Source organism: Streptomyces sp. NPDC051909, assembly GCF_040681095.1.
GTDB lineage: Bacteria > Actinomycetota > Actinomycetes > Streptomycetales > Streptomycetaceae > Streptomyces.
The window spans coordinates 146,553-161,855 of sequence record NZ_JBFAYA010000006.1 but is presented as its reverse complement, the minus strand read 5'-3'; the positions used below and the strand labels follow the sequence as shown (position 1 = coordinate 161,855).

General features: G+C 71.0%; 13 protein-coding genes and 1 pseudogene. 10 read left to right on the top strand and 4 right to left on the bottom strand.

Annotation, left to right across the window (positions count from 1 at the left end; translation table 11 throughout):
• Positions 1-54: 54 nt before the first annotated feature.
• From AB0M18_RS11960 to AB0M18_RS11940, 5 genes are all read left to right on the top strand, one after another.
• A complete protein-coding gene (locus AB0M18_RS11960) occupies positions 55-1,494 on the top strand; it encodes an aspartate aminotransferase family protein (RefSeq protein WP_365756717.1) in 1,440 nt (479 codons plus the stop codon).
• Complete coding sequence (locus tag AB0M18_RS11955) at positions 1,481-2,764, top strand: SidA/IucD/PvdA family monooxygenase (protein ID WP_365756715.1); 1,284 nt, start codon at positions 1,481-1,483, stop codon at positions 2,762-2,764. The genes AB0M18_RS11960 and AB0M18_RS11955 overlap by 14 nt, the downstream gene beginning before the upstream one ends.
• A complete protein-coding gene (locus tag AB0M18_RS11950) occupies positions 2,761-3,306 on the top strand; it encodes a GNAT family N-acetyltransferase (protein WP_365756713.1) in 546 nt (181 codons plus the stop codon). The genes AB0M18_RS11955 and AB0M18_RS11950 overlap by 4 nt, the downstream gene beginning before the upstream one ends.
• Entirely contained in the window at positions 3,303-5,102 is a 1,800-nt protein-coding gene (locus AB0M18_RS11945) for an IucA/IucC family siderophore biosynthesis protein (RefSeq protein ID WP_365756711.1), read from the top strand. Before AB0M18_RS11950 ends, AB0M18_RS11945 begins: the two co-directional genes overlap by 4 nt.
• A gap of 184 nt (positions 5,103-5,286) precedes the next feature.
• Positions 5,287-5,910, top strand: a complete 624-nt coding sequence (locus AB0M18_RS11940) for a hypothetical protein (RefSeq protein WP_365756710.1) — start codon at positions 5,287-5,289, stop codon at positions 5,908-5,910.
• On the opposite strand, the gene AB0M18_RS11935 is transcribed toward AB0M18_RS11940, so the two are convergent.
• Together AB0M18_RS11935 and AB0M18_RS11930 are read right to left on the bottom strand one after the other, a co-directional pair.
• Positions 5,907-6,830, bottom strand: coding sequence for a hypothetical protein (locus tag AB0M18_RS11935; protein WP_365756708.1), 924 nt, complete (start codon positions 6,828-6,830; stop codon positions 5,907-5,909). The genes AB0M18_RS11940 and AB0M18_RS11935 overlap by 4 nt on opposite strands.
• Positions 6,831-6,895: 65 nt before the next feature.
• Positions 6,896-8,509: a beta-N-acetylhexosaminidase gene (locus tag AB0M18_RS11930; RefSeq protein WP_365756706.1), complete on the bottom strand. Its 1,614-nt coding sequence runs from the start codon at positions 8,507-8,509 to the stop codon at positions 6,896-6,898.
• A 177-nt stretch (positions 8,510-8,686) separates the two neighbouring features.
• On the opposite strand from AB0M18_RS11930, the gene AB0M18_RS11925 reads away from it, so the two are divergent.
• Together AB0M18_RS11925 and glmS are read left to right on the top strand one after the other, a co-directional pair.
• Entirely contained in the window at positions 8,687-8,962 is a 276-nt protein-coding gene (locus AB0M18_RS11925) for a hypothetical protein (protein ID WP_265862652.1), read from the top strand.
• 57 nt (positions 8,963-9,019) lie between these two features.
• Positions 9,020-10,837, top strand: a complete 1,818-nt coding sequence (glmS, locus tag AB0M18_RS11920; protein WP_365756705.1) for a glutamine--fructose-6-phosphate transaminase (isomerizing) — start codon at positions 9,020-9,022, stop codon at positions 10,835-10,837.
• Positions 10,838-10,983: 146 nt separating this feature from the next.
• Here glmS and AB0M18_RS11915 read toward each other — a convergent pair whose 3' ends face one another.
• Both AB0M18_RS11915 and AB0M18_RS11910 read right to left on the bottom strand, forming a co-directional pair.
• Positions 10,984-11,544 (bottom strand): GPR1/FUN34/YaaH family transporter, encoded by a 561-nt coding sequence (locus AB0M18_RS11915; protein WP_365756704.1) that lies wholly within the window; start codon positions 11,542-11,544, stop codon positions 10,984-10,986.
• A 203-nt stretch (positions 11,545-11,747) separates the two neighbouring features.
• A complete protein-coding gene (locus AB0M18_RS11910; RefSeq protein WP_024758120.1) occupies positions 11,748-12,269 on the bottom strand; it encodes a universal stress protein in 522 nt (173 codons plus the stop codon).
• A gap of 517 nt (positions 12,270-12,786) precedes the next feature.
• Here AB0M18_RS11910 and AB0M18_RS11905 point away from each other — a divergent pair.
• From AB0M18_RS11905 to orn, 3 genes and pseudogenes are all read left to right on the top strand, one after another.
• On the top strand, positions 12,787-13,014 hold the full coding sequence (locus AB0M18_RS11905; protein WP_365756988.1) for a hypothetical protein: 228 nt from the start codon (positions 12,787-12,789) through the stop codon (positions 13,012-13,014).
• A gap of 307 nt (positions 13,015-13,321) precedes the next feature.
• Positions 13,322-14,496: pseudogene (locus AB0M18_RS11900) on the top strand (helix-turn-helix domain-containing protein).
• Positions 14,497-14,638: 142 nt separating this feature from the next.
• Positions 14,639-15,244, top strand: a complete 606-nt coding sequence (gene orn / locus AB0M18_RS11895; RefSeq protein WP_365756703.1) for an oligoribonuclease — start codon at positions 14,639-14,641, stop codon at positions 15,242-15,244.
• Positions 15,245-15,303: the final 59 nt, after the last annotated feature.

The window sequence follows — 15,303 nt, the reverse complement described above, 5'->3', positions numbered from 1 at the left end:
AGGTTAGGCTAACCTTACTGACGCCGACCGAGTCCGCTCCCGGAAGGGCCCCACATGCGCTCCCACCTGCTCAACGACACCACGGCGGACGTCTACCGACGCTCCGTCACCGAAGGAGTCGAGCGGGTGGCGAGAAAACTCGCCACGGCGCGCGGCCCGTTCACGGGCGTCACGCCCGCCGAACTCGCCCCGGTCGTCGACGCCGTCGACCTCGACAAGCCGCTCGGTGACGCCTCCGCCGCCCTCGACGAGCTGGAGGAGGTGTACCTGCGGGACGCGGTCTACTTCCACCACCCCCGCTACCTCGCCCACCTCAACTGCCCGGTGGTCATCCCCGCCGTCCTCGGCGAGGCCGTGCTCTCCGCCGTCAACTCCTCGCTCGACACCTGGGACCAGAGCGCCGGCGGCACCCTCATCGAGCGGAGGCTGATCGACTGGACCGCCGCCCGGATCGGTCTCGGCCCGCTCGCCGACGGCGTGTTCACCAGCGGCGGCACCCAGTCCAACCTCCAGGCGCTGCTGCTCGCCCGCGAGGAGGCCGGCACCACCGACCTCTCCAAGCTGCGTCTCTTCTCCTCCGAGTGCAGCCACTTCAGCGTCCAGAAGTCCGCCCAGCTGCTCGGCCTCGGCCGCGACGCCGTCGTCCCGATCCCGGTCGACCGCACCAAGCGCATGCAGTCGGTGGTCCTCGCCGCCGAGCTGGAGGCCTGCCGCGCCGAGGGCCTGATCCCGATGGCGATCGTCGCCACCGCCGGCACCACCGACTTCGGCTCCATCGACCCGCTGCCGGAGATCGCCGCCCTGGCCGCCGAGTACGGCGCCTGGATGCACGTCGACGCCGCCTATGGCTGCGGACTGCTCGCCTCGCCGACCCGCCGCCACCTCCTCGACGGCATCGAGCACGCCGACTCGGTCACCGTCGACTACCACAAGTCCTTCTTCCAGCCGGTGAGTTCGTCCGCCGTGCTGGTCCGCGACGGCGCCACGCTGCGGCACGCCACCTACCACGCCGAATACCTCAACCCGCGCCGCACGCTCGCCGAGCGGATCCCCAACCAGGTCGACAAGTCCCTCCAGACCACCCGCCGCTTCGACGCCCTCAAACTGTGGCTGACCCTGCGGGTCATGGGTGCCGACGGCGTCGGCGGGCTCTTCGACGAGGTCTGCGACCTGGCCCGGCAGGGCTTCGACCTGCTCGCCGCCGACCCGCGCTTCGACGTGGTCGTCGAGCCGCAGCTGTCCACCCTCGTCTGGCGCTACGTCCCCGAGAACGCCGCCTCGCCCGAGGACGTCGACCGGGCCAACCTGCACGCCCGCAAGGCCCTGTTCGCCTCCGGGGAGGCCGCGGTCGCCGGCACGAAGGTCGACGGCCGCCAGTACCTCAAGTTCACCTTGCTCAACCCCGAGACGACCGTGGCCGACATCGCCGCCGTCCTCGATCTGATAGCCGGCCACGCCGAGCAGTACCTGGGAGAGAACCTTGTCCACGCCTGACTCGACCGAGACGTACGACTTCATCGGCATCGGTCTCGGTCCGTTCAACCTCGGCCTCGCCTGCCTCACCGAGCCCGTCGCCGAGCTGAACGGCCTCTTCCTGGAGTCCAAGCCGGACTTCGAGTGGCACTCCGGGATGTTCCTGGAGGGCGCCCACCTCCAGACCCCGTTCATGTCGGACCTGGTCACCCTCGCCGACCCGACCTCGCCGTACTCCTTCCTCAACTACCTGAAGGAGAAGGGCCGGCTGTACTCGTTCTACATCCGCGAGAACTTCTATCCGCTGCGGGCCGAGTACAACGACTACTGCCGCTGGGCCGCCGGAAAGCTCGACTCGATCCGCTTCTCCACCACCGTCTCCCTCGTCTCGTACGAGGAGACCGAGGAGCTGTACGTGGTGACCGCCGCGTCCGGCGAGACGTTCCGGGCCCGCCGCATCGTCCTCGGCACCGGCACCCAGCCGTACGTCCCCGAGCCCTGCCGGGACCTCGGCGGCGACCCCGTCCACACCTCGCGCTACCTCCCCAACAAGGACGAGCTCCGGAAGAAGAAGTCGATCACCCTGGTCGGCAGCGGCCAGAGCGCGGCCGAGATCTACTACGAACTCCTCTCCGAGATCGACGTCCACGGCTACCGGCTCGACTGGGTGACCCGCTCCCCGCGCTTCTTCCCGCTGGAGTACACCAAGCTCACCCTGGAGATGACCTCCCCGGACTACATCGACTACTTCCGTGCTCTGCCCGAGCGGACCCGATACCGCCTGGAGACCGAGCAGAAGGGCCTGTTCAAGGGCATCAACGGCGATCTGGTCAACGACATCTTCGACCTGCTCTACCAGAAGAACCTCGGCGGCCCGGTCCCCACCCGCCTGCTCACCAACTCCGCGCTGCACTCCGCCGCGTACGACGAGGCCACGGGCACGTACACGCTCGGCTTCCGCCAGGAGGAGCAGGAGAAGGACTTCACGGTCGAGACGGAGGGCCTGGTCCTCGCCACCGGCTACAAGTACAACGTCCCGGCCTTCCTGGAGCCGGTCCGCGACCGCCTCGTGTGGGACGGCCAGGGCCGCTTCGACGTGGCCCGCAACTACTCGATCGACACCACGGGCCGCGAGGTCTTCCTCCAGAACGGCGCCGTGCACGCCCACTCCGTCACCTCGCCCGACCTGGGCATGGGCCCGTACCGGAACGCCTACATCATCGCCGAGATGCTCGGCGCCGAGTACTACCCCGTCGAGAAGACCATCGCGTTCCAGGAGTTCGCCGTATGACCCGCCATGTCCGCATCCGCCCCCTCGACCCGCTCCAGGACGCCGAGCTGATCCACCCCTGGGTCACCCACCCCAAGGCCGCCTTCTGGATGATGCGGGACCACCGGCTCCAGGACGTCGAGCGCGAGTACATGGCGATCGCCGCGAACCCGCACCACGACGCCTTCATCGGCAGCGTGGACGGCGTGCCCGCCTTCCTCATGGAGCGCTACGACCCCGCGAAGGCCGAACTGGTCGGCCTGTACGAGCCGGAGCCCGGCGACGTCGGCATGCACTTCCTGGTCGCGCCCGTCGCGCCCGGCGACACCCCCGTGCACGGCTTCACCCGCACCGTGATCACCGCCGTGATGCGCGAGCTGTTCGCCGACCCGGCCACCGCCCGCGTGGTCGTCGAGCCCGACGTGCGCAACACCGCCGTGCACGCCCTCAACGCGGCCGTCGGCTTCGTGCCCGAGCGGGAGATCGAAAAGCCCGAGAAGACCGCCCTGCTGAGCTTCTGCACCCGCGCCCAGTTCGAGACCGCCGTCGGAGTCTCCGTATGAACCCCGTCACCGACAGCCGCGTCACCGACAGCCCCGTCGCCCACCTCACCCCCGAGCGCTGGGCCGACGCCAACCGCGCCCTGATCCGCAAGGGCCTCGCCGAGTTCGTCCACGAGCGGCTGCTCGACCCGCGCGAGCTCGGTGACAGCCGCTACGCGGTGCTGAGCGACGACGGGCGCACCGAGTACCGCTTCACCGCCGGCCGCTTCGCGCTCGACCACTGGCAGGTCTGCCCCGAGTCGATCAGCCGCCACCGCGGCAGCGAGGAACTGCCGCTCGACGCCCTGCAGTTCGTCATCGAGCTGCGCGGCGCGCTGGGCCTGAGCGACGAGATCCTGCCGGTGTACCTGGAGGAGATCTCCTCCACCCTGGCCGGCACCGCGTACAAGGCGACCAAGCCGCGCGTGACCTCCGCCGAGCTGGCCCGGGCCGGCTTCCAGGCGATCGAGACCGGGATGACCGAGGGCCACCCCTGCTTCGTCGCCAACAACGGACGGCTCGGCTTCGGCGTCGACGAGTACCGCGCCTACGCCCCGGAGACCGCGAGCCCGGTGCACCTGGTGTGGCTGGCCGCGCACCGCGACCGCACCACCTTCACCGCCGGCGCCGGCATCGACTACGAGGCCTTCGTCCGGGCCGAGCTCGGCGACGCGACCGTGGACGGTTTCGCCGCGGCCCTCGCCGAGCGGGGCCTGGACCTCGCCGACTACCTCCTCATCCCGGTCCACCCCTGGCAGTGGTGGAACAAGATGGCGGTCACCTTCGCCGCAGAGGTCGCGCAGCAGCGCCTGGTGTACCTGGGCGAGGGAAAGGACGCGTATCTCGCCCAGCAGTCCATCCGTACCTTCTTCAACTCCACCGACCCGGCCAAGCACTATGTGAAGACGGCCCTGTCCGTCCTCAACATGGGCTTCATGCGCGGCCTCTCGGCGGCCTACATGGAGGCCACGCCGGCCATCAACGACTGGCTGGCCGGTCTGGTCGAGGCGGACGACACCCTGCGCGCGGCCCGCTTCTCGATCATCCGCGAGCGGGCGGCGGTCGGCTACCGGCACCTGGAGTACGAGGCGGCCACCGACCGCTACTCGCCCTACCGCAAGATGCTGGCCGCGCTGTGGCGCGAGTCCCCGGTGCCGTCGCTCGCCGAGGGCGAGCGGCTCGCGACGATGGCCTCGCTGCTGCACGTCGACCACGCGGGCGCGTCCTTCGCGGGCGCGCTGGTCGAGGAGTCGGGCCTGGCCCCGGCGGAGTGGCTGCGGAAGTACCTCGACGCCTACCTCGTACCGGTCCTCCACTCCTTCTACGCGTACGACCTGGTCTACATGCCGCACGGCGAGAACGTGATCCTGGTCCTCGACGAGAGGGGCACGGTGGCGCGGGCGGTCTTCAAGGACATCGCCGAGGAGATCTGCGTCATGGACCCGGACGCGGTGCTTCCGCCGGCCGTGGAGCGGATCCGGGCCGAGGTCCCGGAGGACATGAAGCTGTTGTCCGTGTTCACGGACGTCTTCGACTGCTTCTTCCGCTTCCTCGGCGCGACGCTCGCGGCGGAGGGCGTCCTCGGCGAGGACGACTTCTGGCGCACGGTCGCCGCCTGCGTGAAGGACTACCAGGCCGGCAGGCCGGAGCTGGCGGACCGCTTCGCGCAGTACGACCTGTTCGCGGAGACCTTCGCACTGTCCGCGCTCAACCGCCTCCAGCTGCGCGACAACCGGCAGATGGTGGACCTGGCGGACCCGTCGGGGGCGCTGCAGCTGGTCGGCGACCTGGTGAACCCGATCGCGCGGTTCGCCTGACGGTCCGCCCGCCGGCCTCGGGACCGGCGTGGGCCCCGGCGGAGTTACGGTCCTCCGCCGGGGCCCACGCCTCCCCGTGCCGCCGCCCGTGCCTCCTCGCGCCCCCTCCGATCAGGCGATCACCCTGTGCCACAGCCGGGATCCCGTCGACTACTCACCGTGCCTGTGGAAGCTTGGCCGGGTGATGACTCGAATCGCCCGCGGTCTCGCCGGAACGGCCCTCGTCGTCGCCCTCGCCGCGACGGCCGCCGCCTGTGGGGCAAACGGAGAGAACGGCAACGGTGTCCCGACGGAGACCACGGATGCGCCGACGCCGAGCCCCGAGCCGGACTCCGGAGACTCGATCGGGACCCTCTACCCGGGGAAGGGCGGAGGCGGTCAGGCCGCGCCCGCCCGTATGCCGACCGCCAAGGTGGGCGAGCCGAGGAGCGGGAAGATGAAGGTCAAGAACTCCTCGCGCGAGCCCATGAACTTCGCGCCCCCGCAGACGAGCGACGACGACCCCGAGGCGGGCGAGACGACGGCGGACCTCGGTACCTGCACCGGCACACTGGCCCCCGACGAGTCGTGCGAGATGACCGTCCAGCACACCGCGTACCAGCCGGGGTCCTACACCGGAACGCTGACGGTCCAGACCTCGCAGGGGGAGACGCTCACCGTCCCCTTCTCCGGCGAGGCGGTCGAGGACTCCCCCACGGAGACGGTGTCGCCGTCGGAGACCCCGCTCCCCACCGAGCCGACCCCGACAGACACGCCGCTGCCGACCGAGCCGACCGAGACGGAGACCGACACCGAGACGGAGCCCTAGGGCGAGGTCAGCGCCACGCGCACCGTGTCGTCGTCGGGCAGCACGACCGTCTGGTAGTCCGCCTCCCGAGCCGTGTGGGAGACCAGGTAGAAGCGGGACGGGGACTTCACGAGCAGGCGGAATCCGACGTACCGGTGCCGGAACGGGCCCCTGTCGGCGCCCATGTCCTTGTACGTGATGCCGTGCGCGTCGTGCGTGATCGGGATGCGCGAGTAGACCACCACGTGCAGGCTCGCTCGACTCCCCCCTTCGATGACCCCCCAGGCCTCGCTCTTCGCCGAGTCGACGACGTACTGGGACATGCCGAAGAACAGGCTCATCGCGAGCAGCCCGATCAGCAGGGCGCCGCCGGCGGTCCACATCCGGTCGGCGGTCCCGTCCCGCCGACGCGGATCCTCGCCGATCCGCTGAAGGCGCTGCTGCACGGCGAAGAACGCCAGGGTCGCGCCGAGGGCCACGAGGCAGGGCGGGACGAACCGGGTGAACCACCAGTCGTCGGGGAAGGGCAGCGGGATCCGCCATCCGAAGAAGATCGGCAGTCCGAGCAGCGTCATGAGGAGGCCGACGACGAGCAGCGCCCAGCACACCGTGCGGCGCCGTTGCTCCCTCCCGGGGCGGTCGAGCAGGAGGCCGACCCGGCCGAGCACGAGCACCACGACCAGTCCGCAGATCAGCAGGAACCACACCGGGCCGAAGATCGCCCTCGGACTCTTGGCCAGATAGGTCTGGACGGAGAGCTGGAGGTCGGCCGCCGGCACGCCGAAGGCCGCGTAGTAGGTGTCGGTGTAGACGCTGCCGAAGTAGTAGAGCAGACCGATGACGATGGTCCCCGGCGCCACGATGTACGCCACCTTGTCGACGTACGACACCCTCGGCGGGGCGGGCGCCGGCCGGGACGGTTCCCCTGACGGCACGGACATGCCGCAAGTCTCCGCACCGGCACCCGCCCGCGCACCCAGAGCCCGCCACCCGGCCTAGTGACGGCCTACACCCACGGCACCTGCGGCGACCGGTAGTAGTCGATGCCCAGCGCCTCGAAGCGCGGCCCCTGCCGCGCGAGCCGCAGCCGGTACGCCTCCCAGTCGTGCGTGGCCGCCGGCGACCAGCCCAGTTCGGCGATGCCGGGCAGGCGCGGGAAGGCCATCCGGTCGATGTGGGCGCTCTCGGAGATCGTCTCCGTCCACAGCGGCGCCTCGACGCCCGCGACCGCCTCCTCGGGCAGGCCCGGCAGCAGCGTGCCCGGGTCCCAGTCGTACGCGCGGTCCACCTCGACGTATCCGGCCCAGGAGAGGCCGAGCGGCGTGTCCTTCGTGTACTTCATGTCGAGGTACGCCCGGTCGGCGGGCGACAGGATGATCCGGGTCCCGGCCCGGCCGGCCGCCGCGACCTGTTCCTTCTCCGCCGCCGGCCTGCGGTCGAGTCCCCAGTACTGGGCGAGCGCGCCGGGCGCGGGCCGGGCGCCGGTCAGCTGGTGCCAGCCGATGACGGTCTTGCCGTACTTCGCGACGACCGGCTGGACCCGGTCCATGAAGGCCGTGTAGTCGGCGTGGCTGGTGGAGTGCGCCTCGTCGCCGCCGATGTGGAGGTAGCGGCCGGGGGTGAGCTCGGCGAGCTCGCGGATCACGTCCTCGACGAAGTCGTACGTGCGCTCCTTCGGCACGCACAGCGAGCTGAAGCCGACGTTCGTGCCGGTGTAGAGCGGCGGGGCGACGCCGTCGCAGTTGAGCTCGGCGTAGGAGGCGAGGGCGGCGTTGGTGTGGCCGGGCATGTCGATCTCGGGCACGACCTCCTGGTAGCGGGAGGCGGCGTAGCGGACGATCTCGCGGTAGTCGTCCTTGCTGTAGGAGCCGCCGGGGCCGCCGCCGACCTGGGTGGAGCCGCCGTACTCGGCGAGCCGGGGCCAGGAGTCGATCGCCAGGCGCCAGCCCTGGTCGTCGCTGAGGTGCAGGTGCAGGGCGTTGACCTTGTAGAGGGCGAGCTGGTCGATGTAGCGCTTGATCTGGTCGACGGTGAAGAAGTGCCGGGAGACGTCGAGCATGGCGCCGCGGTAGGCGAAGCGCGGGGTGTCGGTGACGGTGCCGCCGGCGATCTTCCAGGGCCCGGACTGCACGGTGCGCCGCTCGACGGCGGCGGGCAGTTGCTGGCGCAGGGTCTGCACGCCGCGGAACAGCCCGGCGGGCGCGCGGGCGGTGAGGGTGACGCCGCCGCGGCCGGAGCGCAGCTCGTACCCCTCGTCGCCGAGGGCGGTGGCGCGCGGGTCGATCCGCAGCAGGATGCCGCCGCGGGCCGCGTGGTCGTCGACGACGGGCAGCGGATAGCCGGTGGAGGGGCGGAGCACTCCGGCGAGATAGCGGCCGATCTCGCGGGACTCGTCCACGACCCGGATGGAGGTCGCCCTGGTGAGCGTGTACGGCTCCCCGCCCGGGGCGACGGAGGCGGGCGCGGGCACGATGTCGCCGAGCGGGCGCACGTCGGGCTCGGCGGCCGGCCCGGCGGCCGGCCCGGCGGCCGGCCCGGCGGCGGCGTCCGAACCGGAGAAGGCGGCGCCGGCCAGCAGCAGGGAGGAGAGGAGGAGCGGAAACGTTCTGCGCTGTCTCACAGGTGAGTCCTATCGACGGGCGTTGCGTATCCGAACAGTCACCATGCGTACCGTCTGCCCCGCCGAGGGTCAAGGTGTAGACCAATTAGCCCGTCTGGCGGCGTGATCTCGCCCTCTCCTGCCCGAAATCGGGCAGGATTCTTGCCAGGACCCTGGGGTACCCCTCAGTATTCACGGGTGCTCGAACGCCGCCCGTCGCACGACGACCTCATCGACCACCTGGTCCGCAGCACCTCGCTCCAGCGTGGTGAGGCCGCCCGGGTGATCCTCGACGTCCTCGCGTACTTCGACGAGTCGACCGAGGACTTCGTCCGCCGCCGCCATCGCGAACTGCAGTCCGGCGGGGCGGTGAACGCCGAGATCTTCGAGCGGATCGCGGCCGAACTGCCGCACCGCGCGGTGGCGCCGCCGGAGCTCTCTCTGCGGCAACTGCGCCGCATCGTCTACGGCTGAGGCGGACGAAGCGCGGCTGAGCAGCACCTGTCATCAACCTGGAGGGGTTTCACCTTTATGTGCGGAATTGTCGGTTACATCGGTAAGCGTGATGTTGCCCCGCTGCTGCTCGAAGGCCTCGCGCGCCTCGAGTACCGCGGCTACGACTCGGCCGGCATGGTCGTCACCAGCCCGAAGGCCTCCGGCCTCAAGATGGTGAAGGCCAAGGGCCGCGTCCGCGACCTGGAGGCCAAGGTCCCCAAGCGCTTCACCGGCACCACCGGCATCGCCCACACCCGCTGGGCCACCCACGGCGCCCCCAGCGACGTGAACTCGCACCCGCACCTGGACCCCGAGAACAAGGTCGCGGTCGTCCACAACGGCATCGTCGACAACGCGGCCGAGCTCCGCGCCAAGCTGGAGTCCGAGGGCGTCGTCTTCGCGTCCGAGACCGACACCGAGGTGATCACCCACCTGATCGCCCGCTCCGAGGCCGAGACCCTGGAGGAGAAGGTCCGCGAGGCGCTCAAGCACATCGAGGGCACCTACGGCATCGCCGTGATGCACGCCGACTTCAACGACCGCATCGTGGTGGCCCGCAACGGCTCCCCGGTCATCCTCGGCATCGGCGAGAAGGAGATGCTCGTCGCCTCCGACGTCGCCGCCCTGATCGCCCACACCCGCCAGGTCGTCACCCTCGACGACGGCGAGATGGCCACCCTCAAGGCCGACGACTTCCGCACCTACACCACCTCGGGCGCCTCCACCACGGCCACCCCCGAGACGGTCGAGTGGGAGGCCGCCTCCTTCGACATGGGCGGCCACGACACGTTCATGCACAAGGAGATCTCCGAGCAGCCCGACGCGGTCGACCGCGTGCTGCGCGGCCGGATCGACGACCGCTTCTCCACCGTGCACCTGGGCGGCCTGAACCTGGACCCGCGCGAGGCCCGCACCATCCGCCGGATCAAGATCCTCGGCTGCGGCACCTCGTACCACGCCGGCCTGATCGGCGCCGGGCTCATCGAGTCCATGGCCCGCATCCCCGCCGACGCCGAGCCGGCCTCCGAGTTCCGCTACCGCAATCCGGTCGTCGACCCCGACACCCTCTACATCGCGGTCTCCCAGTCCGGCGAGACCTACGACGTGCTCGCCGCCGTCCAGGAGCTCAAGCGCAAGGGCGCCCGCGTCCTCGGCGTGGTCAACGTGGTCGGCTCCGCCATCGCCCGCGAGGCCGACGGCGGCATGTACGTGCACGCCGGCCCCGAGGTCTGCGTCGTCTCCACCAAGTGCTTCACCAACACGGTGGTAGCCTTCGCGCTGCTCGCCCTGCACCTCGGCCGCATCCGCGACCTGTCCGTCACCGACGGCAAGCGGATCATCGAGGGCCTGCGCAAGCTGCCCGGCCAGATCGAGGAGATCCTCAAGTCCGAGGACGAGATCAAGAAGCTGGCCAAGGAGTACGCGGGCGCCCAGTCGATGATGTTCATCGGCCGCGTCCGGGGCTACCCGGTCGCCCTGGAGGCCTCCCTCAAGCTGAAGGAGATCTCCTACATCCACGCCGAGGCCTACCCGGCCTCCGAGCTGAAGCACGGCCCGCTCGCCCTCATCGAGCCGGCCCTGCCGACGGTCGCCATCGTCCCGGACGACGATCTGCTCGAGAAGAACCGCGGCGCCCTGGAGGAGATCAAGGCCCGCAGCGGCCGCATCCTCGCGGTCGCGCACCAGCCGCAGGAGAAGGCCGACCACACCATCGTCGTGCCGAAGAACGAGGACGAGCTCGACCCCATCCTGATGGGCATCCCGCTCCAGCTCCTCGCGTACCACACGGCGCTCGCCATGGGCCGCGACATCGACAAGCCGCGCAACCTGGCCAAGTCCGTCACGGTCGAGTAGCGGGGCCGCCGGGCCTGTCCCCCGGCCCCCCGCCCACCGGGCCTGTCCCCCGGTGGTCGACCGGACATACGAGCGGCCTCTGTGCATCCCAGGTGCACAGAGGCCGCTCATTTTGCGCTCTTACGGGTACGGGTACGGGCGCGGGATCAGCTCGCCGCGGCCGCGCGGGACCCGCGGGCCAGCGAGGTCGGCCAGCCGGCCACCGCCGCCGTCGCGCCGTACCAGGCCGCGAGACCGGCCACCGCGGCGACCCAGCCACCCGCCTTGCCGAGACCCGAGTTGTCGGCGAGGGCGCCGATGCCCATCAGGAGCAGGCCGACGAAGAGCAGCCCGTACACACCCTGGCCGAAGAGGCCGCTGCCGCCCGAGGCGACGGTGAGGGTGAGCGCGAGCAGCGCCCACAGCAGCAGGAAGAGCCCGGCGGCCTCGGCCGAACCGGCGTCGCCCACCCCGGTGCCCCAGGTGAACCAGAAGGCGCCGAGCGCCGAATAGGCCGTGCCCTCACCGGTGTTGCCGGCGCGGAGGGCGAGCAGCCCGACGAGGAACAGGGCGACTCCGCCGACCCAGGTCGCCAGGCCCGCGGCAGCGCCCGCGCCGACGTGGTCTATCACGCCGGTGGAGCCGATGCCGAAGGCCAGCAGGGTCAGGCCGAGTGCGAGGTGTCCGAGGGTGGAGGTGCTGTTTCCCGCGGCGGCTTCATTGGACACGGCGGGCTCCCTTCAGGTGTGCAGTTGTGCTGCTTGGGTCACTTTGTTCCGGTGATTCTTATGTACCCTTCACAACCGCACAATTCACCTGAGGAAGGCCGAAATTATGGCCGAATCAAGGGAGTTGACGGGGGACCCGAAAGGGAAGTTGCCGCAGTGACCGGTGTTGACCGAGTCGACGGCGTCGGCGGTGTCGACCGGCGTTACGGGATGACGATCACGGGGCGCTGCGCTCGGCGCGCGAGCCGGCCGGCCACCGAGCCGAAGATCCGCCCGACGATGCCGTGGGTCGAGCCGACCACGATCGCGTCGGCCGAGTACTCCCGGCCGACCTCCTCCAGTTCGTGGCAGATGTCGCCGCCGCGCTCGACGAGGATCCAGGGCACCTCGGAGAGGTGCTCGGCGCAGGCGAGCTCCAGGCCGAGGACCTCGGTGCGGTGGTCGGGGACGTCGACGAAGACCGGCGGCTCGCAGCCGGCCCACACGGTGGTGGGGAGCCGGTTGGCGACGTGCACGATGATCAGGCCGGAGCCGGAGCGGCGGGCCATGCCGATGGCGTAGGCGAGGGCGCGCTCACTGGAGGTCGAGCCGTCGAAGCCGACGACGACCCCGTGCCGGAAGGCCGGGTCGCAGGAGTGGCGTGGCTGTTCCACCGCGAGGGGGTCGACCGTGGAGTCGGCGACGCGCTTGCGGTCCGCGGGTTCGGGGAATTCGTGACCGGCCATCGGTGTCTCGGCGAAGAAGGTCCTCTGGGAGGGGACGGGAAAGGAAGGGGAGCGGAACAACGGTTGGCGGCGGAGCTGTGTCCGGGAATCATCTTCCCAAGCCCATACCCCCAAGGGTACGGCGACACTCCTCCCCTGCCCAGGGGCGACCGCCGCACGCCGTTACGGCGTCCCAGGGAGCATGCACGAGCCCCGCGCCGTAGCGCAATGCCGGATGTGCCTTACAGGTGTCCGTACGGGGGCCAAACGGACGCCTCGTGCAGTGACCGGAACGTTCCGCTCCTCGTTTCCACAGGTCAACGTCACCGTCGCAGGGAGCCCGCCCGTGCCCGCACCGTCACCCATGGCCACCGACGTCCCCCTTGACCCCGCCGCGCTCGCCTCCGCAGAGACGGTCACCGCGGTCCGCGTGCCCCCCGGCGCCGCCCCGGCGCGCGAGCGGACCCCGGGCCCGCGCGGGCGCCGCCGGGCCGCGCCGGACGGCGGTGTGCCGAAGAGCCGCGTACCGAAGACCGGCGTGCCCGACGGCGGCGGACCGGACGCCGGGGGCGACGTGGTGCGCTGGGCGGTGTTCTGCTGCGTCCTGGTGCCGGTCGTCCTGCTGGTCTACGGCACGTCCCTGGGCGGCGCGGCCGGCACCGCGCTGGGTCTCGCCGCCGTCACGGCGGCCTGCCGGGTGCTGCTGCGGCGCTCGGAACGCGGGCTGCGGGCCGAGCGGCGGACGGAGCGCCACTCGCGGAGTTGACAGGGTCGCACAGCCGATCCCGTATGTTTTCGGCCAAGTTCCGATGCTCGGCGAGTCCTTGGCCGAAGACCGCTCAACCCGCATAGGTGCTGGCATCACCGCGCTGTACTGGGCTTCCCGATCGAATGCTTCGCGCCAAGTTGCCATGTCGACAATGTGCCGGAAGGAGAAGTTGTCACTCGGGCGCCACGGGACGCAGTAGATTCGATCATGGATACCGAAGACTGGGGTCTCGCGCAAAACCGAGGGGAAACGTGGCACATCCACATGACCAGGGAGACGCCAACACCGAGGGGGGCTTAGCGTCATGAGCCAGGACTCCGCCGCACCGGAGGCGGCACGGAAGCTGTCCGGGCGCCGCCGTCGCGAAGTCGTCGCGGTACTGCTGTTCAGCGGTGGCCCCATCTTCGAGAGCTCCATCCCGCTCTCCGTTTTCGGCATCGACCGCCAGGACGCGGGGGTGCCGCGCTACCGGCTGCTGGTGTGCGCCGGCGAGGAAGGCCCGCTGCGGACCACGGGGGCCTCGAACTCACCGCGCCCTACGGCCTGGAGGCGATCAGCCGGGCGGGCACCGTCGTCGTGCCGGCCTGGCGTTCCATCACCTCGCCGCCGCCCCCGGAGGCACTCGAAGCGCTCCGCCGGGCGCACGAGGAGGGGGCGCGCATCGTCGGCCTGTGCACCGGCGCGTTCGTCCTCGCCGCCGCCGGGCTGCTCGACGGCCGCCCCGCGACCACGCACTGGATGTACGCGCCGACGCTCGCCAAGCGCTATCCGTCGGTCCACGTGGACCCGCGGGAGCTCTTCGTCGACGACGGCGACGTGCTGACCTCCGCCGGCACGGCGGCCGGAATCGATCTGTGTCTGCACATCGTGCGGACCGACCACGGCACGGAGGCCGCGGGCGCCCTGGCGCGCCGGCTGGTCGTCCCGCCGCGGCGCAGCGGCGGTCAGGAGCGCTACCTCGACAGGTCTTTACCCGAGGAGATCGGCGCCGACCCGCTGGCCGAGGTCGTCGCCTGGGCGCTTGAGCACCTCCACGAGCAGTTCGACGTGGAGACCCTCGCCGCGCGCGCGTACATGTCACGGCGGACCTTCGACCGCCGGTTCCGCTCGCTGACCGGCTCGGCGCCGCTGCAGTGGCTGATCACCCAGCGGGTGCTCCAGGCGCAGCGGCTCCTGGAGACCTCCGACTACTCGGTCGACGAGGTCGCCGGGCGCTGCGGCTTCCGCTCGCCGGTGGCCCTGCGCGGGCACTTCCGGCGGCAGCTGGGCTCCTCGCCGGCCGCGTACCGGGCGGCGTACCGGGCCCGGCGGCCGCAGGGCGAGGGCGGTACGGCGCTGCTCGACGCGGTGGTCCCGGCCCAGGCCCAGGTCCCGGCGGCCGCGCGCCGTCCGGGCCACCTCCTGGACCCCGGCAAGCCGCCGTCGGACGCCTTCACGCCGGGCCGCCCGGCCCTCCCGGGCCAGCGGAGCGCCCCGTAACGGGCCCCCCGAACCGCGCGCCACAAAACGCGCACCGAGAAACCGAAGGGCTCCCGGGACACCACCCGAGGGGCCCTTCGGCCATTCCGTGGCCGCGGCCGTTCCTCGGCCCCGGCCCTCCTTCGGCCATAAGGTAGGACGCATGAACGATCGCATGGTGTGGATCGACTGCGAGATGACCGGGCTCTCGCTGACGGACGACGCACTCATCGAGGTGGCCGCGCTGGTCACCGACTCGGAACTGAACGTGCTCGGCGAAGGCGTGGACATCGTGATCCGCCCGCCGGACGCGGCCCTGGAGACCATGCCGGACATCGTGCGCGAGATGCACACGAAGTCCGGGCTGCTCGACGCGCTGGCCGGGGGCACCACCCTCGCCGACGCCGAGGCCCAGGTCCTCGCGTACATCCGCGAGCACGTGAAGGAGCCCGGCAAGGCCCCGCTGTGCGGGAACTCGGTCTCCACCGACCGCGGCTTCCTCGCCCGCGACATGCCGGCCCTGGAGGCGCACCTCCACTACCGGATCGTCGATGTCTCCTCGGTCAAGGAACTGGCGCGCCGCTGGTACCCGAGGGCGTACTTCAACAGTCCGGAGAAGAACGGCAACCACCGGGCGCTCGCGGACATCCGCGAGTCGATCGCCGAGCTCCGCTACTACCGGGAGGCGATCTTCGTGCCGCAGCCCGGCCCGGACTCGGAGACCGCGAAGCAGATCGCGGCCCGGCACGTGATCGCCGGCGACCACTAGATCCCAGGGGGCCTGCTCGCGCGCGAGAAGAAACGTGTGCGCGAGCACCCCCCAAGACC

Bases quoted from the DNA above. Each gene is read 5' to 3' on its own strand.
- AB0M18_RS11960 (WP_365756717.1), top strand. From the start codon at position 55: ATGCGCTCCCACCTGCTCAACGACACCACGGCGGACGTCTACCGACGC.
- AB0M18_RS11950 (WP_365756713.1), top strand. From the start codon at position 2,761: ATGACCCGCCATGTCCGCATCCGCCCCCTCGACCCGCTCCAGGACGCC.
- AB0M18_RS11945 (WP_365756711.1), top strand. From the start codon at position 3,303: ATGAACCCCGTCACCGACAGCCGCGTCACCGACAGCCCCGTCGCCCAC.
- AB0M18_RS11940 (WP_365756710.1), top strand. From the start codon at position 5,287: ATGACTCGAATCGCCCGCGGTCTCGCCGGAACGGCCCTCGTCGTCGCC.
- AB0M18_RS11935 (WP_365756708.1), bottom strand. From the start codon at position 6,830: ATGTCCGTGCCGTCAGGGGAACCGTCCCGGCCGGCGCCCGCCCCGCCG.
- glmS (WP_365756705.1), top strand. From the start codon at position 9,020: ATGTGCGGAATTGTCGGTTACATCGGTAAGCGTGATGTTGCCCCGCTG.
- AB0M18_RS11910 (WP_024758120.1), bottom strand. From the start codon at position 12,269: ATGGCCGGTCACGAATTCCCCGAACCCGCGGACCGCAAGCGCGTCGCC.
- orn (WP_365756703.1), top strand. From the start codon at position 14,639: ATGAACGATCGCATGGTGTGGATCGACTGCGAGATGACCGGGCTCTCG.